General features: G+C 70.5%; 22 protein-coding genes. 3 read left to right on the forward strand and 19 right to left on the reverse strand.

From position 1 onward, the window contains the following. Positions 1-86: 86 nt before the first annotated feature. The 18 genes from ACFVVX_RS01110 to ACFVVX_RS01195 all read right to left on the reverse strand — a co-directional run bounded on the left by ACFVVX_RS01110 (position 87) and on the right by ACFVVX_RS01195 (position 12656). Positions 87-986, reverse strand: a complete 900-nt coding sequence (locus tag ACFVVX_RS01110; protein ID WP_387939982.1) for a DNA primase — start codon at positions 984-986, stop codon at positions 87-89. Beyond that, positions 983-1318: a hypothetical protein gene (locus tag ACFVVX_RS01115; protein ID WP_387939984.1), complete on the reverse strand. Its 336-nt coding sequence runs from the start codon at positions 1316-1318 to the stop codon at positions 983-985. Before ACFVVX_RS01115 ends, ACFVVX_RS01110 begins: the two co-directional genes overlap by 4 nt. Positions 1319-1329: 11 nt before the next feature. Next, complete coding sequence (locus tag ACFVVX_RS01120; protein WP_387939986.1) at positions 1330-2022, reverse strand: hypothetical protein; 693 nt, start codon at positions 2020-2022, stop codon at positions 1330-1332. Positions 2023-2045: 23 nt separating this feature from the next. Then, the gene (locus tag ACFVVX_RS01125) at positions 2046-2399 is read right to left on the reverse strand and encodes a hypothetical protein (RefSeq protein WP_387939988.1); all 354 of its coding nucleotides are present in this window, start codon (positions 2397-2399) and stop codon (positions 2046-2048) included. Continuing rightward, positions 2396-3967, reverse strand: coding sequence for a DNA cytosine methyltransferase (locus ACFVVX_RS01130; protein WP_387939990.1), 1572 nt, complete (start codon positions 3965-3967; stop codon positions 2396-2398). The genes ACFVVX_RS01125 and ACFVVX_RS01130 overlap by 4 nt, the downstream gene beginning before the upstream one ends. Next, a complete protein-coding gene (locus ACFVVX_RS01135) occupies positions 3958-4311 on the reverse strand; it encodes a hypothetical protein (protein ID WP_387939992.1) in 354 nt (117 codons plus the stop codon). Before ACFVVX_RS01135 ends, ACFVVX_RS01130 begins: the two co-directional genes overlap by 10 nt. Next, positions 4308-4898 carry a hypothetical protein gene (locus ACFVVX_RS01140; RefSeq protein ID WP_387939994.1) on the reverse strand — a complete coding sequence of 197 codons (591 nt, stop codon included), beginning with the start codon at positions 4896-4898 and terminating at the stop codon, positions 4308-4310. Before ACFVVX_RS01140 ends, ACFVVX_RS01135 begins: the two co-directional genes overlap by 4 nt. A 109-nt stretch (positions 4899-5007) precedes the next feature. After that, complete coding sequence (gene ssb / locus ACFVVX_RS01145; protein WP_387939996.1) at positions 5008-5505, reverse strand: single-stranded DNA-binding protein; 498 nt, start codon at positions 5503-5505, stop codon at positions 5008-5010. A gap of 191 nt (positions 5506-5696) precedes the next feature. Further along, positions 5697-6242 (reverse strand): hypothetical protein, encoded by a 546-nt coding sequence (locus ACFVVX_RS01150; protein WP_387939998.1) that lies wholly within the window; start codon positions 6240-6242, stop codon positions 5697-5699. 19 nt (positions 6243-6261) lie between these two features. Then, a complete protein-coding gene (locus ACFVVX_RS01155) occupies positions 6262-6453 on the reverse strand; it encodes a hypothetical protein (protein WP_387940000.1) in 192 nt (63 codons plus the stop codon). A 265-nt stretch (positions 6454-6718) separates the two neighbouring features. Then, positions 6719-9088 carry an FtsK/SpoIIIE domain-containing protein gene (locus ACFVVX_RS01160; RefSeq protein WP_387940002.1) on the reverse strand — a complete coding sequence of 790 codons (2370 nt, stop codon included), beginning with the start codon at positions 9086-9088 and terminating at the stop codon, positions 6719-6721. Between the two features lie 98 nt (positions 9089-9186). Further along, positions 9187-9384, reverse strand: a complete 198-nt coding sequence (locus ACFVVX_RS01165; RefSeq protein WP_387940004.1) for a hypothetical protein — start codon at positions 9382-9384, stop codon at positions 9187-9189. A gap of 24 nt (positions 9385-9408) precedes the next feature. Beyond that, positions 9409-9855, reverse strand: a complete 447-nt coding sequence (locus tag ACFVVX_RS01170; protein WP_387940006.1) for a hypothetical protein — start codon at positions 9853-9855, stop codon at positions 9409-9411. A 41-nt stretch (positions 9856-9896) separates the two neighbouring features. Next, on the reverse strand, positions 9897-11063 hold the full coding sequence (locus tag ACFVVX_RS01175; RefSeq protein WP_387940008.1) for a hypothetical protein: 1167 nt from the start codon (positions 11061-11063) through the stop codon (positions 9897-9899). Beyond that, positions 11060-11326, reverse strand: coding sequence for a hypothetical protein (locus tag ACFVVX_RS01180; protein ID WP_387940010.1), 267 nt, complete (start codon positions 11324-11326; stop codon positions 11060-11062). Before ACFVVX_RS01180 ends, ACFVVX_RS01175 begins: the two co-directional genes overlap by 4 nt. Next, entirely contained in the window at positions 11326-11679 is a 354-nt protein-coding gene (locus ACFVVX_RS01185) for a WhiB family transcriptional regulator (RefSeq protein WP_387940012.1), read from the reverse strand. Before ACFVVX_RS01185 ends, ACFVVX_RS01180 begins: the two co-directional genes overlap by 1 nt. Next, complete coding sequence (locus ACFVVX_RS01190; RefSeq protein ID WP_387940014.1) at positions 11676-12002, reverse strand: hypothetical protein; 327 nt, start codon at positions 12000-12002, stop codon at positions 11676-11678. Before ACFVVX_RS01190 ends, ACFVVX_RS01185 begins: the two co-directional genes overlap by 4 nt. A gap of 99 nt (positions 12003-12101) precedes the next feature. Further along, positions 12102-12656: a hypothetical protein gene (locus ACFVVX_RS01195; RefSeq protein WP_387940016.1), complete on the reverse strand. Its 555-nt coding sequence runs from the start codon at positions 12654-12656 to the stop codon at positions 12102-12104. 227 nt (positions 12657-12883) lie between these two features. On the opposite strand from ACFVVX_RS01195, the gene ACFVVX_RS01200 reads away from it, so the two are divergent. Together ACFVVX_RS01200 and ACFVVX_RS01205 are read left to right on the forward strand one after the other, a co-directional pair. Then, a complete protein-coding gene (locus ACFVVX_RS01200) occupies positions 12884-13207 on the forward strand; it encodes a putative quinol monooxygenase (RefSeq protein ID WP_387940018.1) in 324 nt (107 codons plus the stop codon). Continuing rightward, positions 13207-14436, forward strand: coding sequence for a helix-turn-helix domain-containing protein (locus ACFVVX_RS01205; RefSeq protein ID WP_387940020.1), 1230 nt, complete (start codon positions 13207-13209; stop codon positions 14434-14436). Before ACFVVX_RS01200 ends, ACFVVX_RS01205 begins: the two co-directional genes overlap by 1 nt. A 397-nt stretch (positions 14437-14833) precedes the next feature. On the opposite strand, the gene ACFVVX_RS01210 is transcribed toward ACFVVX_RS01205, so the two are convergent. Further along, positions 14834-16978 carry an ATP-binding protein gene (locus ACFVVX_RS01210; RefSeq protein WP_387940637.1) on the reverse strand — a complete coding sequence of 715 codons (2145 nt, stop codon included), beginning with the start codon at positions 16976-16978 and terminating at the stop codon, positions 14834-14836. A gap of 85 nt (positions 16979-17063) precedes the next feature. On the opposite strand from ACFVVX_RS01210, the gene ACFVVX_RS01215 reads away from it, so the two are divergent. Further along, the gene (locus tag ACFVVX_RS01215) at positions 17064-18143 is read left to right on the forward strand and encodes a DNA cytosine methyltransferase (RefSeq protein ID WP_387940022.1); all 1080 of its coding nucleotides are present in this window, start codon (positions 17064-17066) and stop codon (positions 18141-18143) included. Positions 18144-18706: the final 563 nt, after the last annotated feature.

The following is an 18706-nucleotide window of genomic DNA, read 5'->3' on the forward strand; positions in this document are numbered from 1 at the left end:
CGGGGGCGGGTGGCGGTCGGCGGCGGGGGAGCGGTCATGGTGATGGGCCTTTCTGATCGGATCTGGGCAGGCAGCGGACGTGGTGGTCAGGTCATCGGGGCTCCGGCCGAGGCGAAGCCGTTCGTTACGGCGCGGGCGGCGTAGTCGTGCGGCACGCCCACGTCGACGGCGGCGCCGATGAGCTGCACGGCGAGGGCGTCCAGACCGCACGGTCCGGGGCAGCGGGCGTGCTGGAAGGCCAGGAAGCGTGCGACGCCGTAGGCCTGGCTCCCGGCACCGCTCTCACGGCGCTCTCGGATCCTGGCAAGGCCTCGTTGCAGACCGGTTCGGACGTAGCGGTCGGTGTGGCGGCAGCCGCTGTTCACTGCCCGGGCCCAGGCGGTCGGGTGAGAAGAAGCCACCCCGCCACCGAGGGGGGCGGGGGTGGCTTCTTCCTTGCGAGCCAGGGCGCGGGCGGAGTCCGGAAGCGGGGTCATCGTGCCGGTGCCAGGACCAAGCCAACGGACGTAAGCCGCGTGGGACTTGATGTCCACGTTCGGGCACACGGAGTTGGCCGAGCTCATGACACCCCGGTAGATCCAGTGCTCGCCCCGGGTGGTGGGCACGGTCATCGTGGCGGGCAGGGCATCGCGGGCCCAGACGACGGCGCGGCCACTGTCGAGGTCGAGGACGGTGAGGCCGGCCCCACCGGGGTGGTACGCCACAGTGTCGGCCTCCCGCCACGCGCGCACCCATGCCCGGCTGGTCAGGATGGCGGGATCGGTGGTGGCGGCGGCCCAGGCATGGCAGGGCTTAGGGCAGGCGCACGGCCCGCCGGCCTTCATGTTCGGACGCCCGCCGCACGCGCACTCGTAGCAGGCGGGGCAGTTTGCGAGCGGGAACTTACCGTCCCGCAGCGGCAGCACGGGCAGTCCCAGCCGGGCCAGCCCGAGAGCGACGGGCAGGCAGCGGCCGACGGTGGCGACGGCCGGCGGATCTGCGGTCACCAGAACTTCCCTTCGTGACAGCGACTGCCCGGGGCGAGCGGGGTAGCGGCTCGCCCCGGGCTGGGTCGGCTAGTTGGCCGGGTCGGGGTGGAGGGGCAGCTGGCCGTCGATCTCGGCGCTGGGCTCGGGGGCATGAGCTGGTCGATGGCGGCGCGGTGGCGGTGGTTGGTGTCGGGGCAGATGGTGCGCTGGTCGGCGGTGACGAGCCAGCCGCAGCGGCGGGCGTTGTCGGCGGCGATCTGCGGGGTGTCGAAGAGGGGGAGGACTTCGTCGGTGTCTTCGTCGCCGCAGACGTCGCAGGTGACGATGTGGAAGGTGATGGCGCGGATCACGGGGGTCCCTTCTAGGCGGCCTTGAGGTGGCGGGCGGCGGGATTGAGGGTGTCGGCCCAGGTGGTGCGCAGGGCGGTGCGGTCCTGCTGGGCGTGGGCCGGGGTGTCGGGCTTGTGGTCGGGCAGGCCGATGGGCATGTGGAGGCCGAGGAAGTCGTGCCCGGCGGCGATCAAGAGGGGCTTTCCGGGTCCGGCGGTCCAGGTGGTGAGCGGCTGGTGCCGGTCGGCGGCCTTCGCCCAGCGGGCGAGGAAGTCGGCGTTGTAGCAGGCCTCGGTGTCCTGGCGGGGTTCGGCGGCGAGGGCCGCGGCGAACAGGGGCCGCCACTTCGGGAACTTGCTGGCGAGGCTGGCGTGGGCGGACAGGTCCAGGGCGCGGGCGCCGTCGCCGACGGTGAGGCGGCCGTCGGGGGTGCGGGTGCAGCCACGCCGGTAGGTGAGGGTGAGGTCGGCGGGGCGTCGGCGGGTGGGGAACAGGGCGCGCAGCGCGGTGAGGTCGGCGTGGGCGATGAACGCCTTCCACGGCTCGGGTTCGGGGGCCTCGCGGCGGGTGAGGGCGAAGGTGTAGCGGTCGGTGGCGGCGGCGAACAGGTGGGTGCCGGTGGCCTCCAGGTAGATGCCGTGGATAGGCGGCAGGGTGTCGTCGGTGGCGATGTGCGGGGTGAGCTGGCGGATGATGCGCGGCAGGTCGGCGTGGGTGACGGACACGGCGGGGCTCCCTTCGGACGGGCTCAGAACAGGGCGTCGGGCTCGGCGGGCGGGTTGGCCGCCTGGCGGGCGTTGCGGGCGGCGCGGGTGGTGGCGTCGAGGCAGGCCGGGCACCAGGCGGCCAGCGCGGCCTTGGGCAGGGCGGCGGCCTGGTGCGGGGGCAGCAGAAGGTGGGCGGGGTCGGCGGGGGCGGCGACTAGGCGCACGGGGCCGGTGCCGTGGCGGGGGCCGTAGCCGCCGTGGACGGCGGGGCAGCGCCCGCCGTCCTTGTCGTGGTTCTTGCCGCAGGTGCCGCGGCACTGGCAGCGGCCGGCGGCGGCTGCGGTGACGGCCTGCCACAGGTCGGCCCCGGCGAGCGGGGCGGTGCGGCGGGTCACGACGCCCATCCTGTGGCCAGCTCATCTCCGGTGATGGCCTCGGCCAAGGCGGAGACCAGCAGTTCGGCGACGTTGGAGGTGACGGCGTTGCCGTACTGGCGGACCCTCTCGCGCTTGTTGCCGACCACCACGTAGTCGCGGGCGAAGGCCATCGCGGCACCGATCTCGTGCGGCTCCAGCATCCGGAACAGCACCTCGTCCACGTCCGTGCCCTCCGTGCGGCCGCCTGCGGCGAGGCCGTAGCGGTCGCGGGTGGTCAGAGTGCCGACCGGCTCGCCGACGGGCCGGGCGGTGCCGGTGCCGTAGTACGGCGTCAGCAGCGCCGACCAGTCGGCCGTGTGAGAGGCGGGCGGGAGGGTGAGGCCGTGGTGGTTGCCGGAGGCCGTGACGGTGGCGAGCGCGTCCAGGACCGGGCGGGCGTCGGAGCCGCCGCCCCTGAGCTCGGTGATGAACGGGGCCCAGGCGAGGCCGGTCTCGTTGCGGGCGGTCTGGGTGCGCAAAGGGTCCGAGGCGGGTCCGGCGCTCTTGCCCTCCCGGCCCTCGGTGGGCACGAGCAGGGGCGGCACCGCCAGGCCGTCGTTCTCACGGGTGGTGCGGGTGGGCGCCGGGACGGTGACCGGCGTCGCGTCGGTGCGCCAGGTGCCGCCGGCCGGGGCGAGCAGCGGGGTGCCGTACTTGAGGATCCCGGCGCGGATCCGCTCGCGGGTCGCCTCCGCGTAGGGGGTGAACTTCCGTGTGGGCTTGCCGTCGCCGATGCGGCGGCCGGGCAGGGACCAGTCGATGACGGCGGCGGCCGGGACGACCGGCGGCTCGACCACGGCATTGCGGCACGTGACGTTCGGGCATCGGTAGACGTACTGCTGGCGGTAGCGCCCCATGTCGGCGCCGCGCTTCTTGAACACCTGCACCGCGCGGACGGCCTTCTCGCACCCCTCGCACCACGCCATGGGCCGCAGCCACTTGTCCCAGCCCGGGTCGCGGCCCAGGTCGGAGCGCCAGTAGGCGAGGTAGAGGCGGTCACGGGACTGAGGCGCAACGGGGGTGGTGGCAGGGCGGGCGTGCATGGAGTTCAGGGCGATGAGGCGGGTGCGGTAACCGGGGCCGACCTGGCGGATCTCCTGCACCCAGGCCGACCACAGGTCCCAGGCACGGACGTCGATGACGTTCTCGACGACCCCGGCGAGCACCGGACGGCCGCGGGCGGCCATGGCCTCCAGGTAGCGGGGGACGTCCCACATCAGGGCACGGGAGCGGTCGGTCGCCGCGTCGGGGAGGGTCTCGCCGAACAGGTCGGGCTGGCGGTCGAAGTCCCGCCTGACGCCACGGGCGTTGGACCACTTCGGGCACTCCGGCGACGCCCAGAAAATGTCGGCGGCGGGGAAGGCGGCGACGTCGGCGTCGTGCAGGTCGCCGAGGAAGTGGTCGGCCTGGGGGAAGTTCGCGGCGTGGGAGGCGATGGCCTTGTCCCAGTGATTGGCCGCGAGGACAGGGGTGACGCCGGGGACGGCGGCGGCGCCGGTGCTGCTTCCACCGGCGCCGCAGAAGAAGTCGATGTAGGTCAGGCCCACGGCTGGTCCTCCCAGGTGGCGAGGTGGAACAGGTCGAGGACGTCGAGGGGCAGGGTCTCGACGGTGCCGTGCTCGTCCTGGGCGAGCAGGGCGGGGGGCTGGGCGGTGCGGGCGAGGATGCCGAGCGCGCACGCCGGGGCGTCGTCCTCGTCGGCGTCCTCCCGTAGGGCCCAGACCTGGCCAGGGGCGGCGAGGGCGAACGGGTCGTCCGCCTCGACGCGCTCGCGGGCCAGGCGCAGGGCGGCGGCCGAGGGAATGCCGTCCAACTCAGCGATTCGGCGGGCGAGTTGGCGGGTGTGGGTGGCGGTGCGGTCGGGGCCGGCCACGCGCAGGAGGGCGTTCACCGGGTGCCTCCGGTGAGGGCGTTGACGAGGTGGGCGTGGTCGTTGACGCGTGCGGCCAGGGCCTTGACGGCGCGCTTGGCGTCCCGGATCAGGCCGGGGCCCGGCTTGCGCGCGGTGCCGACGATGACGTGTTCGTCGCCGACCGGGACGAGCAGGCTGGCGGTGGTCAGGAGCGTGGGCCGGTCGCCGGTGGGTTCGGGCTGGGCCAGGCGGGTCCACCGCGGGTTGTCGTCCCAGGTGTTGCGCTCGCGGGTCCAGTCGTCGACGCGGGCCGGGCGGTGGGCGAGTGCGTGGTGGCGCAGGGGGATGTCGATGCGCATCACCAGCCCGCTGTCCTCGGTCAGGTGCGGGGTGATGGCGGCCACGTCGGGGCGGATGCGCAGGTAGCCGGGGGACATGACCGGGCTGGTGGCGATCTGCCAGGCCCAGATGGCGAAGTCCATGGTGTCGGCGTAGTCGCCGCCGTAGGTGATCTGGTGGAAGCGGGCGGCGAGGTAGACGCCGTAGTGGGAGCGGCCGTCGGAGGCGCGCTCGCGGTCGTCGGCGTCGTCGGTCAGGACGAGGACGGATTCGCTGAACTCGGGCATGCTGGGGTCCTGATCTCTTGAAGGGGTCGGGCGGGCCCCGCAGCGGCCGGCTTCTCTGCCAGGATTCGACGGCTGCTGCGGGGCTTCGCGCTGTCCGGGCGGGCCCCGGTTAGAACGGGGGCTCCTCCGCGTCGGCGGCCGGGGCGCCGCCCCAGGCCGCCGGAGCACCGGCCGGTGCGGCGGGGCCACCGGGGGTGGCGGCGGACCACGGGTCGCTCTGCGGGGCCGGGGCGCCGGCGCGGGTGGCCTTGGTGACCTTGGCGGTGGCGAAGCGGAGCGAGGGGCCGATGTCGTCGACGTCGAGGCCGAGCATGGAGCGGTTCTCGCCCTCTGGGGTCTGCCAGTTGTGCTGGACGAGGCGGCCGGTGACGACGACGCGCATGCCCTTGGTCAGGGTCTCGGTGGCGTGCTCGGCGATCTCGCGCCAGGCGGTGGCGCGCAGGAACAGCGGGGTGCCGTCGCGCCACTGGCCGGTGGTCTTGTCGTAGGCGCGGGGGGTGGAGGCGATGGTGAAGCGGGCCATCGCCACGCCGGTGTTGGTGAAGCGGAGTTCGGGGTCGTCGGTGAGGTTGCCGACGACGGTGATCGGGGTCTCTCCCACGGACACGGTGCCTCCAGGGGCGCTGGGGTGTCGGGAGCGGGGTCTGCCCGTCCCCCGCGCCGTCCTCCGGCCGCTTGGAGAGCGGACGGTGGGCGGCACGGCGGTCGGCACAGGCCGGATCAGATCTCGTCGGGGTGCTGGGCAAAGCCGCAGGTGCCGTCGAAGCCGTCGTCCAGGGGCGGCCTTTCGGGCTTGGGTCAGCGGTGGGTGGCGCGGGTGGCTGCGATGTCGAGCTGGCGGTGGACCTGGGCCGGGGTGCGGCCGGGGGCGTCGTTCCACTGGTCGACGGAGCGCACCGACCGGTCGAGGGCGGTGAACTGCTCCATGAGGTGACGGCGGGCGTCGAGGGCGGTGGCCTGGGTGCCGTATCCGGCTGCCAGGACGGCGAGTTGGGCGCCGAGCAGGCAGCGGCGGCCGTCCTGGTCCCACAACTGGCCCTGGCACCAGCCGTGGACGGTGAGGTAGCGGGAGAGCAGGCGCAGGTGGGTGGCGGTGTCGATCGCCACCGGCGCTGGCGGCCGGTTGCGGGCGCGGTCCAGCAGGGTGGTCCGGGGGCGGGTCATCCCGAGGTCCCAGGCGACGGGTGCCTGTCCGAGCGCGCAGAAGGCCGGGGCGGGAACGGGGGGCCGGGCGGGTGCGGGGAGGGAGGCGAGGTAGCGCTCGACCTCGCGGACGAGTTCGCCGCCGTCGGCCACGAACGCCAGGTCCGGCATGGCGAGCAGCCCGGTGAGGGTGGTAGTCATCGCGGGGTCTCCGTCCGTGTCAGCGGGCGCCGGGCAGTGCGTGGAAGAGGTTGGTGATGGCGTCGTTGACGGCGGGCGCGACGCCGGTGGAGGCGAGGTAGAAGCCGAACAGCGCGGCGACGAGCGCGCCGCCGAGGCCGACGGCCTTCTGGCGCAGCATCACGAAGAGGACGGCACCGAAGAACACGGCGGCGGAGACGGTGAGCAGCACGGGGCGGTTCCCTTCCGGGGTGAGTGGGTTGGGGTGGTTTGGTGGGTGTGGGGCGCCCTGACGGACCCCTGCCGGGTCCGGAAAACCGCAGGTCACAGGGGTGCCGGTCGGCGGCGTACCCCTGCCGACCTCTGCCCGGAACGGGCTCCGGGCGGCAGGGGCGGGCAGGGGGCGCGCCCGGGGCTGCGGGGCTGTGACCTGCGGTTTTCCCGGCGGTGGCAGGGGTCTGTCGAGGGTGTTAAGCGGGACGAACCGGGCGTGGTGGCTAGTCGTCGTCGAGGGTGGCGGCGGCCTTGCGCAGGGCGGCGAGGTCGAAGCCGCTGGGGCGGGAGCCGTCCGGCAGGGTGATCCGGCCGGCCTCGATCGGGGTGCCGAGGTCGGCGAGGTCGGCCTTGAGGGTCTTGCCGGTGCGCGAGAGCCAGGCGGCTTCGGTCTCGGCGGGGCCGCGTCCGTAGCGGGCGGAGTCGACGGTGGCCAGGTGGGCGAGCAGGTCGGAGCTGGAGACGCAGCCGTGTCCGGTGGCCTCGGCGGCGGTGAGCATGTGGTCGAGGACGGTGCGGCGGATGACGGTGCCGAGGCCGTCCTCGCCGCCGGCGGCGGCGCTGACCCCGGTCAGGGCGGTCATGGCGGCCTCGACCGGGTCGTCGTAGTGGCCGGGCAGGCACCCGGCCGCCTCGCGCAGTGTCACACCCTGTTCGATAAGGGGCAGGATCTCCCCGGCGTTCTCGTTGATGAACAGGGAACGGGTCTCGATGACGCCGGTGTCGGGGGTGGTCAGCCAGGCCCGGCCGCGGCTGGTCTTCTCGATCGGGATCTTGGAGGCGTCGTAGCCCTGGCCGACCATGCCGTCGCCCAGGATCACGTTGGAGGCTCCGGGGGACTCGACGCGCATGGCCATGCGGGCGGAGAGGTTGCCGCGCAGGCGCGGGGTGACGATCTCGGCCTCGGGGTACTGGGTGGCGAGCGCGAGGACGATGCCGACGGAGGCGCCGACGGCGGCGATCTGGGCGAGGAGTTCGGTGATCTCCTCGGCGTACTTGCCGGAGGGGCCGTTCTTGGCGGTGTAGGTGGCAAGTTCGTCGATGATGACCAGCTCGATGCCGCCGAGCTTGTCGATCAGCTTCTCGGTGGCCTTGGACAGGCCCGCCTCGACGAGGATCTCGGTGCGGCGGTTCATCTCCTCGACCATGAGGCGCAGGAACTTGACCAGCCGGGCGGGGTTGCGGCGCACGAAGGTGGCCAGGGCCCGGGCGTGGGGGACGTACTCGCCGGCGCCCTTGCCGTCGAACAGCCGGATCCGCACCCGGGGGTCGAGCATCGCGGCGGCGAGCAGGTTCGCCAGGCCCATGCCCTTGCCGGATCGGGTGGCGCCGGCGAACAGGAACGAGTAGTCCGAGAGGGTCGGGCGCAGGATGTTGCCGCGCTTGTCGAAGGCGAGCGGGAAGCCGTCGCGCCAGGTGTTCACGGACTTGGCGCCGGTGGCGACGAGCGGGTTGCGGCGGGTGGCGAGGAACGGGTCCTGTCCGCAGGCCCAGACGGCCATGCGCCGTCCGTTGGAGCCGACTTGGCGGATGTCGAGGTTGGTGCGGTCGATGCCCATCGCCGCGGCGATCTCGTCGACCTTGTCGCGGGCCTTCTTGACGGTGACGTCGGGCAGGTCGATGACGGCGTGCCAGGCGTCGGGTACGGCCGGGTCGACGGCGCACGGGGTGACCATCGTGAGGCGCTGGGCGTCTCCGATGACCTTGGCGGCCTTGAACGCCCGGTCGAGCATGGTCTCGGTCATCGGGTCGCCGTCCGACAGGGAGCGGACGTCGGCGTCCCACTGGGTCTCGCGGTCCGGGTGGCGGCCGAGGAACGCCTCGACGGAGAACACGGTCAGCGCCCCGAGCGCGAGGCCGGTGGCGCCGAGGGCGATGTAGGCGGTCAGGACGGCGGCGAGCGGGATCCCGTAGGCGACCAGGGCGCGCAGGAAGCGCACGCGGCGCCGGTTGGACTTGGCCTTCTTGTGGGCGGCGACCGCCGCGACGGCGACGGCGACGGCGGCGGTGCTGTTCTTCTGGGCGAGGGTCCGGTCGCCGGGCAGCAGGGTGAAGCGGGCGCGGCGGGCCAGGTCGCGGGCCTCGCGGGTGGCGATGTGGGCCTGGTGGGCGGCGGCTTGGACGTGGGCGCCCTCGAACCCGGCCGTCCACTGGTGGGAGCGCTGGATCCCGCGCAGGGCCTGGGCGGCGTGCCCGCGGGGGGTGGTCTGCCGGGAGGCCCAGCGGCGGGCGGCGCGGCGCGTCTGCGTGGCACGGGCGCGGGCCATGGTGCGTCGGCCCTCGGGGGTGCGGATCCACCGGGGGATCAGGGGACGGTCCCCGGCCAGGTCCTCCCGGGCGGCCGCCGAGACCACCGACGGGATCTCCATCGGCGGCCCGGCCGGGGCGTCCTCGGGCAGGTACACCGACTCGTCCGGCGCCGTGGGGGCGGTCGGCGGCCCGGTCTCGGGCCGCGGGAGCGGGGCGGGCACGGGGGCGGGGTTGGTCTTGGCGAGGCGCTCGAAGGGGAGGATCTTCGCCTGGCCGTCCTCGGCCGGGGCGGTGGGGGAGCTGTCGGGTTCGGGCAGGTCGGCGGCGTTGGACTCGTGGTTCACTGAGGGTCCTTCCTCACGGCTCTGCTGTGCGGGTGAAGGGACCCGGGACGGCCGACACGCCGGCAAGCTGGGCGGCCGTCCCGGGGTGAAGCAGGCTGCTAGCGGCCGGTGGGCCGCAGTTCGGACGTGTGGCACAGCACCGGAGCGATCAGCCAGCTGATCCGGTTGACGGTCCACCGGCCCTCCGTGAGCGGGCCCGGGGGCACCTCGTCCACGATCCGGCCGGTCCGCCCGGCCGCCCGGGGGTCGTCCTCGCAGGACACGATCAACACCTCGTCGCCGGCGGCGAACGTCATGGAGCGGCTCCCTTCGAACTCGGGTCAGGCGGCGGCGATGAGGGCGGCGCAGGTCTCGAAGGCGTGGTGCCAGGACTGGTCCAGCAGGTAGCCGCCGTTCAGGCCGTGGTCGGCGAGGCGCACGAACCGGCTCTTGCCGGTGGAGTCGGCCAGGCGGCGCAGGGGCTCGCGCCGGTCGGCGACGTAGTGCGTCACGGCGGACAGGGCGAGGGCGGCGGCGACCGGAACCGGGCGCAGCCGGATGCCGAGCAGGCGGGTCCCGGCGATGAGGACGGCGGCCTGGGTGGCGGTGTAGACGGCGACGTGGGCGGCGCACGCGCGCCGCCCAGCCGTGCTGGAGTGCCCGGGGTTGTGGTTGTGCTGGCCTTTGGTGGCGGCCTGGTGGTCGGTCTGGATCCAGTGGTCCGCGACGTCGGCGGCGGCGCGGAGCAGTGCGTAGGAGGCGGCGAAACGGGCGGCGCGGTCGGACACGGGTGGTCTCCTGGTCGGTCGCGTTCGGAAGGTGGCGGAGGTCAGCCGGCGGCGCGGGTCTGTCGCTGGTTCCGGGCGGTCAGCGACATGGCGCGTCGGGCGACAGGCGAGTAGCCGAGGGTGTCGCCGGCGCGGCGCACCGGCGGGGTTCCGCCGTTGTTGCGGCGCCCGTCCGGCGTCCGCACGCGTGTGCTCTTCGCGGGAGTGACCACCTGGGATTCGACCTGCGGCTTTTCGACCCTTTCGCCCTGCTTTGCCAGGTCGTTGGCGGCGTCCTTCACGGCGGCCTTGGCGGCCACGCGGGTCGAGATGGAGGCGGCGGTGTCGCCGAGCGTGGCGCCCTCGACGTCGTCCCACGCGCGCTTCCACGTGGCGTCGCCGGGGTGGAGCTCGCCGAGCGCCGCGGCGAGGGCGACCGCGCGCTCCCACACCTGCGGCCACTGCACGGAGCGGTTCACCTCGCGGGCCTCGCGGTCGTCGGCCTCGCGCTGTTCAGCGGCCTGCTTCTCGATGGCCTCGGCCGCGCTGCGGCGGGCCTCTTCGCGGCGTTCGCGGCGGGACTTGCGGCCGTCGCGCTTGAGGATGCGGCCGTGCTCGTGCAGGTCCCACACCATCGGGCCGGCCAGCGAGCAGAACGCCCCGCCGAGACCGGTACCGAGGCCGAACTCGGCCGAGCCGTGCAGGTAGTTGACGGCGGCGGCGAACAGTGCGACCGCACCGGCCAGCGCCCGGTAGTGCCAGGACGGGCGGGCCTCGTCGATGGCGGCCTCGGCGCCCTTGAGCAGCGCCCACGCGAGGCCCTCCAGGACCAGCGGCGCAGCTAGGAGGAACGGGGCGTCCGGCGACCAGAACGCCATCAGCTGGAGCGGCAGCGAGACGATCACGCAGGTGACCGCGATGGCCTTCGCGTACTTCTTCCACTGTTCGGCCGAGTGCTGGGCCTTCTCGCGGGCGGCCTCGGTCTCGGCCCGCCGGCGGGCGGTCTCGGCGGCGCGCTCGGCGCTCTGCTGCCGGATCTCCTGGGCCTCGGCCTCGCCCTTGGCGATCTCGGCGGCGGCCTTGGCGGCCTTGAGCTGGTTGGTGATGTCGGCGGCGGCCTTGGCGGCCTCGGTCTTGGCGCGCAGGGCCTCGGCCTCGGCGGCTTCCTTCGAAGCGCTCATCGCTGGCGGGCGGGTGCGGCCGTTGGGTCGCAGCTCGGTGACGCTCATCGGGTACCTCCGGCGAGGTCGAAGCGGATCGTTGACATCAGGCCGCGCAGCTCACGGCGGCGGCGGGCACGGGAGACTCGGCGGCGCAGGGCGGGCAGCGTGCTCGTGAGCAGCACCACCGCCACCACCGAGCACGCGACGGGCAAGTGGGTCAGCACGAGCGCGGCGAGCGAGCCGAGCGCGGCCAGCACCGCCTTCGCGGCGGCGGGGAAGGCGAGGCCGAGCAGTCCGGCGGCCCACCCGAGGCGCTTGGAGTGGGCCATCACGCCGCGCTCCCGTTCTTCCGGGTGGCCGCGCGGCGTCGCCGCTGGGCCAGCGCCCGGCGCTCGGTCTCGTCGAGGCCGCCGAAGATGCCGTACGGCTCGCCGCGCTTGATCGCCAGGGCCAGGCACCGCTCCCGCACCGGGCATCCGGCGCAGATCTGCCGGGCCCGGCGCTCGGAGAACTCGTCGTCGTCGGCGGGGAAGAACAGGTCCGGGTCCACCCCGGTGCAGGCGGCGCCCGGCAGGCCGCCGCCGGGGGCCGGGAGGATCTCGACGACCAGCCCGCCGGGGCGGCCGGTCGGGGTCGGGCGGACGGTGCCGCGAATGCCGCGGCGCACGATGTGGGCGCTCATGCCGCCACCTGCCCGAACATGGTGGCCGGGAGGTGCTTGCCGAAGCGCTGCACCCCGCTGGCGAGCAGGAGCAGGGGGACCCGCACCGCCGGGACGGGCTTCGGCTCGGCCTGGCGCATCAGGTGCTCGGCGTAGGCGGCCAGCTCCGGGTCCTCCCGGTACAGCACCGCGAGGATGTCACCGGCGGCGGCCAGTCGGGCGGCCCGGTCCGTCATGGACTCCGGCCCGGCGGGCCCGGTGAACAACTCGGTGTCGACACCGAGCGCCAACTCGGCGAACTCTGAGGCCGAATGGGCTTTCTGCCCTGCAACAATACGTCGCACGGGTCTCTCCTAGTGGTAGGCCCGGCGGAGACGGCTCCTCGTCCGGCCAAGGAATCTGGGGAGCCGTCTTCCGCATGTCGGGCGAAGTGGTTGTCCGGGTTAGTGCTTCGGGGCGGGGGTTCCGTCGCCGTAGCGGCCGGAGCGGCAGACGTAGCGCGGGCCGCCGCGGAAGGGGCTCCACCGCTCGACCGCCTCGCGCTCCGCATTGCTGACGGGCCGGGCCGCCGCGTCAGCGCGGCGGCCCGCAAGAAGGTCGCTCACCATGGCTTCGGCGTGGCCGCCTCGGGTGTGGTCGACGACCTGGTCTGCCTTCGTCTCGGCTGCCTGCTGGGCGAACTCGTCGGCGAGAGCGCCCAGCTGGTAGCCGATCGCGGTGCCCTTGGCGGCCGCCCGCTCCCGCAGCGCGTCCGCGCCAGCGGCCAGAACGGTCCGCCAGTCCTGCTCGTTGATTTCGCCGCTCCACTGCGGCGCCCTGGTACCGGTCAGCCAGGCGATGCGGCACACCGCCGCCCGACGCCGACGCTCCTTGCCGCGTGCCTCGGCCACCCACTGCCCGGACATCTTCCGGCTGACCTCGACGGTCAGTGAAGCGATGTGGTGGGCGTACGAGCGGCCCGTCACAGTCGGAGTGTTCCTGCGAGCAAGAGCGAGCATGGCGAAGCCTCCTGAAGAGTCAGGTGGAGCATCACGACGAAGAAAGCGCACGACGTTCGCGCAGGTCAGGGCAGCCCAAAGAAGGCCTCTCTGTGTCACGGCCATCCAACTCGGTGTGACACTGCGAACTTACTCGCAGAGAATCTGCGAGTCAAGAGAAGCTGCTAGTCGCAGGAGGCTTGCGACCGTGCCAGACTGGGGCTCTGCCTGATAGAGGAGCTGTGACCATGGGATATGGCCTCGTTGTCCGCTTCATCGCCACGGACGAAGTGGCTGCTCTCGCCTTCGACGAGCTAGCCGCCACTGCGCTGGAGGGAATCCGGGCGCACGAGCCCGGAACCCTGGTCTACGTGAACCACCGAGTGCCGGATGAGCCGCGGGTGCGCGTCTTCTATGAGCTGTATGCCGACCGGGCAGCCTTCGATGCGCACGAGGCACAGCCCCACGTCCAGCATTTTCTGGCAGAGCGGGGGCAGTACCTGGAGTCCTTCGACGTCACGTTCCTCGACAAGGTGGCCGGCAAGCTGTCCGCAGGGTCGGTGAGCGAGTAATGACCGAGGAGTCGCGTGCGTTCGGAGCCCGGGTCGCGCAGCTGCGGAGGCAGTGCGGCCTGAAGCAGGATGAGCTGGCGGCGGCGATCGGCCGCACCGCGAGCTGGGTGTCCCAGGTCGAGCGGGGCGTCCAGCCGGTTGTCCGACTGGATGTCCTCCAGTTGCTGGCCGATGGGCTGGGCGTCTCTGTGCAGGTACTTAAGCCCGAGGCTCCGCAGGCCACGCCGGTGGCGCCGCCAGTGAATGAACAGCCCAACGATCTGGACGAGGCTCGACTCCTGATCTCCGGCCACCCGGCGCTCGGCGTGCTGCTGGCGCCGGTGCCGGCGAGCGAGCAACCGACAGTGGCGGAACTCAAGGCCGACGTTGACGAGGTTTGGGAACTCACCCACGCGGCGCGGTTCTCCGAGCTGAGCGCGCTCCTCGGACGGGTGCTGCCGCGATTGGAGAGGGCGGTACGGACAGCCTCTCCGAAGGATTGCCCAGAACTTGCAGGCCTCCTCAGCCAGTCGTACCAGGCCCTCGCCGCTGCGTTCGTCCGCCAGGATGAAGCCGATGCGGCCTGGCTTGCTGCCGACCGTTCGATCCGCGCCGCCGAGCAGGCCGGCCGTCCACTCGATGTCTTCGCCGGCATCTTCCGGTTGGCACAGGCCTTCGTTCGGCTGAAGCGCTTGGACCAGGCCGAGCATGCCGCGAGCAGCGCCGTCGCTGTTCTTAACCAGAACGCCGAGAACGCCGAGCCCGAGTTGCTGTCGGTCCTCGGCTCGCTGCATCTCGTACTTGCACTAGTCGCGGCCCGGGGTGGCCAGCGGGAGGAGGCGCGGGCCCAGCTGAACCGCGCTCGCCAGGTCGCGGCCCGCATCGGCGAAGACCGAAACGACTTCAACCTGGAGTTCGGCCCGACGAACGTAGAGATCCAGACGGTCTCGACAGCCGTGGACCTCGGTGACGCCGGCGAGGCGCTGGACGTAGCCCTCGGCATTGACGCGAGCCGCCTGTCGCCGGAACGACGATCCCGCCTGTTGATGGACATGGGAAGGGCGCACGCTCAGCGCCGCCACACTGGTGAGGCCCTCGACTGTCTGCTGCGTGCGGAGGAGTTGGCACCCGAGACGGTGAGAACCCACGTCGCTACCCGGGCCACAATCCGCGAGCTTGTCCTCGTCGCGGGGAAGACGGCCTCTCCGGAGCTGCTTGCACTGGCTGAACGCTCGAACTCGCTGGGGTAGCTCGCTGTGGATGTCACGGGCAGTTGGCATGCATGACGTCGGCGCGCGATGTGGAGATTTCCTCTACGGGTTCAAGGGCGCGCCAGCGCGCGGCCCTGCCGCTCGCCGCCGTTCCTGTCTTGCGCCCCGCGGCGGCGGCCAGCCGCGCCAGGCGGGAGGACATGGGTACAGGTCACTACCGGCCGTGGCTGGTGACGGGCGGCTTCACGGTTTTACCCACCTGCCAGGACCGGGACACCCGCGTCGAACAAGACCGGGGGCCGCTCGGCCAAATCGCAGTCAGGTCCAAAAGTCTTGACCGAGCCGCAACAGCTTATGGCCCCCCAATCATGCTCGACCCCAGACCAAACAGGACACCGGCCAAAACCGCTCCGCCGTCCGCAGTGGCTGGCCCGTCTTAGAGTTCGTCGGCTTGGCGGCGAACCTTTTCGACCTTGGCCAGGAAGTCCCGATGTGCTTGGTCGGTTTGTTCCAAGAGGTCGTACCAGCTGCGGCGCTCAATACTCGCGTTTTGCTCCAACAGCTTCCGGTTCGCGCGACTCAATCGGTCGATGTTATCGACAATGAACGTAAGCCGTCGAATGGGAAACTCGCCTCCGAACCTCGGGGTGTCGTCGAGAAAGTCCTCCAAGGATCCCAGATAGTCGACCGCCCGCGAAAACTCCTCGTCCGTCAACTGATAATTGACGCGTTTGATCTCCACGACCCAAAGTGTCCCCCGAGGCCCGTTGAGCAGCACGAAATCGGGCCTGCGTTCTGGGTCGCGAATGTTCGTGCTGGCAATCAACTCGCCGTACTTGGTGAAACACCATGAATCGAAACTGCTGCGGACGCGGTCGAGAGTCTCATTCATCCCAAGCGGCGTCCATTCGGGGGCCAAGAGCCACGGCGCCTTCTCAATGAGCTCCTGAAGAGGGCGTTCGAGCGTGCTTCCGTCTGAGATCAGCTGTCGGAGTCGGTTGACGACATCTACCCGCTCCTGAGCCACCTGTCCAAGCGCATAGAACTCCGCAATCCGCGCCTTCTGGAAGAGGGCAAGAACCACGTCGAGGGGGCTGTTTACCTCTTCTGAGACTTTATGCAGGGTGTCCAGAAGCTCTGTGTGAGGCCCAATACTTTTGGCGAGTTGGACGTAGCTTTCCACGCGTTCCGGGTCCTCGGCCGCTTCGCGATCGCTATCGGCCACTAGCGTGCTGAATGCGCTCTTGACGGAGGCTCGGTACTGAGGATCTCCCGGTGACTCCTCAAGGAGGCGGGCGTCAAGGTTGGCTGCCTTCTCGAAGACCTCTTGCGTCCTCTTGCGGACCGACGACCTGCCGCGCTTTGCCAGAGCTTTGACCTGGGCAGTTCCCCAAGCCTGCAAGACCTGCCCGAGCTCGGACGTCCAGATGATGTCCTGGCGGTCGGAGCGAATCAGGTCTTCGTCTTCATCAAGCCATTCGGCATGGATCTCGCCTGCGAGGTACGAACGGACGCCCCATTCTCCTGTGAATCCGGCTGTGGCGCCGAAGTCCCTGGTGGTGGCTACGATCTTTCCGCGAACATAAATGCGGACGCCAGCCATCACCTCGTCTTTGTAGGGGTCCTTTGCGAAGGCGAGCCAACCTGATACGGGTAGCGCCTCGTCGCCTTGGCGGGCGATCGGGTGCCGGTCGAACGTGACCTTCGTCTCCTCTTGAAGGTCGATCTTCAGCTCGCCAAGCCGGAAGGAATCTTCAGTGAGGCCGGGAAGCGCTCCACCGTGCCTTGTATTGATAACCTCGACATCCCAGTCGTCGCGCCGAATTCCGAAGCGCGCGCAGAGCTGTCGATGCAACTCCTCGCCCTTTGGTACGAGCTTCCGATTAAAGTCAGTCAGGTGGATTGTTGTCCCGGTCAAATCCCTGAATGTGCCATCCAGGGGGCCGACCTCGGGAATGTAGTCATCCTCACTGTCGAACATCATGGCTTCGAGATGCAGCTTGATGTGGGACACCCGATACCCGTTGTCGGTGCGCTCACCCCCGGATGTGATGACTTCTACGGTTCGGCAGATGCCAAATGGGGCCAGTTTCCCAATTCCCTTTCGGCCCATGACTCTCCGCTCTCTGCGGCGGGACGTGTCCTTTCCGAAGCGCCGGCGACGGTCCGAGCCAACAAGCAGGTAGTGACTGTTTACCTCCTCCGTGGTCATTCCGTGCCCGTTATCCACCACGGTGATCTCGTAACTGTCCACGGCCGGTTTGCCGGCGGACGGGGCCAGCCACGTATCGAACGGCAGGCGAACAGTCACCTCTGTTGCGTCGGCGTCGTATGCGTTTGCGATGATCTCGGCGAGGACCGCGGAGACTCGGTCGTAGAGCTTGATCCCCAGCTTGTCGACAGTGAGCCGGCTGATGCGCATCCGATAGGGGGCAGAGGTGCCGTGCTCGACACCGGTGTCCGAAGCTCGGCTCTCGTGACGATTGGTCTTCTGCTGAGGCAGTGTCACCAACAGCTCATCGTGATCGGGTTCCTCTGCGCTCGCGTGCTGCATGCCCCCACCCATCTCCACGGTCGTCACGTAGAGCAACAGCTAAGCACATATGAGTGGTTGCTACCAGGGATCACCTGTCGCGAGGGCGGTCTGCCGGTCTAGGATCGGCTCCATGCCCACGTACAGTGCTGTCGACCTGTTTGCAGGGGCGGGGGGTGCTACACGGGGCCTGAGGGATGCTGGCTTTCGGATGCTCGCCGCAGTGGAGAACGACCAGGAAGCCGCTGAGACCTACCGCAGGAACCATCCAAGGGTGCGTCTCTTTGCTCAAGATATCCGAGCTGTCGAGCCACAGGAGATCCTCACGGGAGCTCAGCTTGCCGAAGGGGAGCTAGACCTGCTCAAGGCGTGCCCGCCGTGTCAAGGCTTCTCCAGCTTGGCGAAGGGAGCGGTCGACGAGCGCCGCAACGACCTGGTCCTGGATACCTTCCGTTTCGTTGAGTCGCTCCGACCTCGGGTCGTCCTGCTTGAAAATGTTCCGGGCCTCGCTCGCGACCGACGACTGCCTGAACTTGACCGTCTGTTGACGGATTCTGGCTATCGACTGAGAACGCATGTGCTTGATGCGGCCATGTTCGGGGTTCCCCAACGTCGAAAGCGCTTCATCTGCTACGCGGTCCGCGAGGACGTCCCCTTCTCGTTCGACGGTCATCTGATCGATCTTCTGCCGCGTAGCTTCCAGACCGCTCCCAGGACCGCCCGGCAAGCGTTGGCGCATCTGGCTCGCCACAGTCGGTCAGATGATCCGCTCGATGTTCATCGGGCGAGCTCTGAGGCTGTTCAAGCGCGGATTGCAGCTATCCCTGTGGGCGGCAACCGCTTTGACTTGCCGGAGGAGCACCAGCTGGACTGCCACAAGCGGCTTGCGAGCGCGCGCAATGCCAGTTCCTCCTATGGCAGGGTCAAGCTCGATGAACCAGCCCCGACCATGACGACTCGTTGCACCACGCCTGCTTGCGGGACCTTCATCCACCCCACGCTCGACCGTGGATTGACGCTGCGGGAAGCAGCAGCGTTTCAGACCTTCCCCGTGGCCTATCAGTTCTACGGAAACTATGGATCGATCGAGCGACAGATCGGGAACGCTGTTCCTGTGCGCATGGCTAAGGGGCTGGGCCTTATTGCCTCTGCCATCCTGAGCGCGGCAGCTAGCCGGGTGAGACTTTTGACGTGCATCTCAGCAGGCACCTAGAAGTTGCGAATTCGGGTGTGTCCGTGCCACAGGCGTGCCAGTCCAGCTGGTACGTGGCGGTGAGTCGCGGGCGCCGGCGGGGTGGTGGCCATGGAACGGGAAAGCCGGGGTGCGGCGCAGGTCAGGGCGGTTAGCCCACGCCAGGCCTTGCAAGGCAGGGGTGGTGTTGCTGTTGTTCCCTGGGCATGATGACGGCGTTCTCGAAGGCGTTGGCCTGGGACAGGACGTAGGGGATGTCGTGTCCCAGCTGTCCCACTGTCCCAGAACGACACCTGACCTGCTGTTTTGAGGTGGGACAGGCCTGGGACAGCGTGTGCGGGGTGATCACGCGGTTTCACATGTTAGGCCCGTGGGGCCTGAGTAGTTGCTGACGGCAGGAAGTGACGGCAACCTTCACGGACACAAGACGACCGTGGAAGCCGTCGGCGACTGCTGTTGCGGACGCCCTCGGGGCTTCGTGGGGCGTAGTCGAATCCCTGAACGAGCTTACAAAGCAGATGTCGGCGGTTCGAAACCGTCCGCGCCCACCAGCCCCGATGCCCCGCAGCGATCACGCTGCGGGG

The sequence above is a fragment of the Kitasatospora sp. NPDC058170 genome (genome assembly GCF_042883905.1).
Lineage (GTDB): Bacteria > Actinomycetota > Actinomycetes > Streptomycetales > Streptomycetaceae > Kitasatospora.

Bases quoted from the DNA above. Each gene is read 5' to 3' on its own strand.
- ACFVVX_RS01140 (WP_387939994.1), bottom strand. From the start codon at position 4,898: ATGCCCGAGTTCAGCGAATCCGTCCTCGTCCTGACCGACGACGCCGAC.
- ACFVVX_RS01150 (WP_387939998.1), bottom strand. From the start codon at position 6,242: ATGACTACCACCCTCACCGGGCTGCTCGCCATGCCGGACCTGGCGTTC.
- ACFVVX_RS01165 (WP_387940004.1), bottom strand. From the start codon at position 9,384: ATGACGTTCGCCGCCGGCGACGAGGTGTTGATCGTGTCCTGCGAGGAC.
- ACFVVX_RS01175 (WP_387940008.1), bottom strand. From the start codon at position 11,063: ATGAGCGTCACCGAGCTGCGACCCAACGGCCGCACCCGCCCGCCAGCG.
- ACFVVX_RS01180 (WP_387940010.1), bottom strand. From the start codon at position 11,326: ATGGCCCACTCCAAGCGCCTCGGGTGGGCCGCCGGACTGCTCGGCCTC.
- ACFVVX_RS01185 (WP_387940012.1), bottom strand. From the start codon at position 11,679: ATGAGCGCCCACATCGTGCGCCGCGGCATTCGCGGCACCGTCCGCCCG.
- ACFVVX_RS01195 (WP_387940016.1), bottom strand. From the start codon at position 12,656: ATGCTCGCTCTTGCTCGCAGGAACACTCCGACTGTGACGGGCCGCTCG.
- ACFVVX_RS01200 (WP_387940018.1), top strand. From the start codon at position 12,884: ATGGGATATGGCCTCGTTGTCCGCTTCATCGCCACGGACGAAGTGGCT.
- ACFVVX_RS01205 (WP_387940020.1), top strand. From the start codon at position 13,207: ATGACCGAGGAGTCGCGTGCGTTCGGAGCCCGGGTCGCGCAGCTGCGG.
- ACFVVX_RS01215 (WP_387940022.1), top strand. From the start codon at position 17,064: ATGCCCACGTACAGTGCTGTCGACCTGTTTGCAGGGGCGGGGGGTGCT.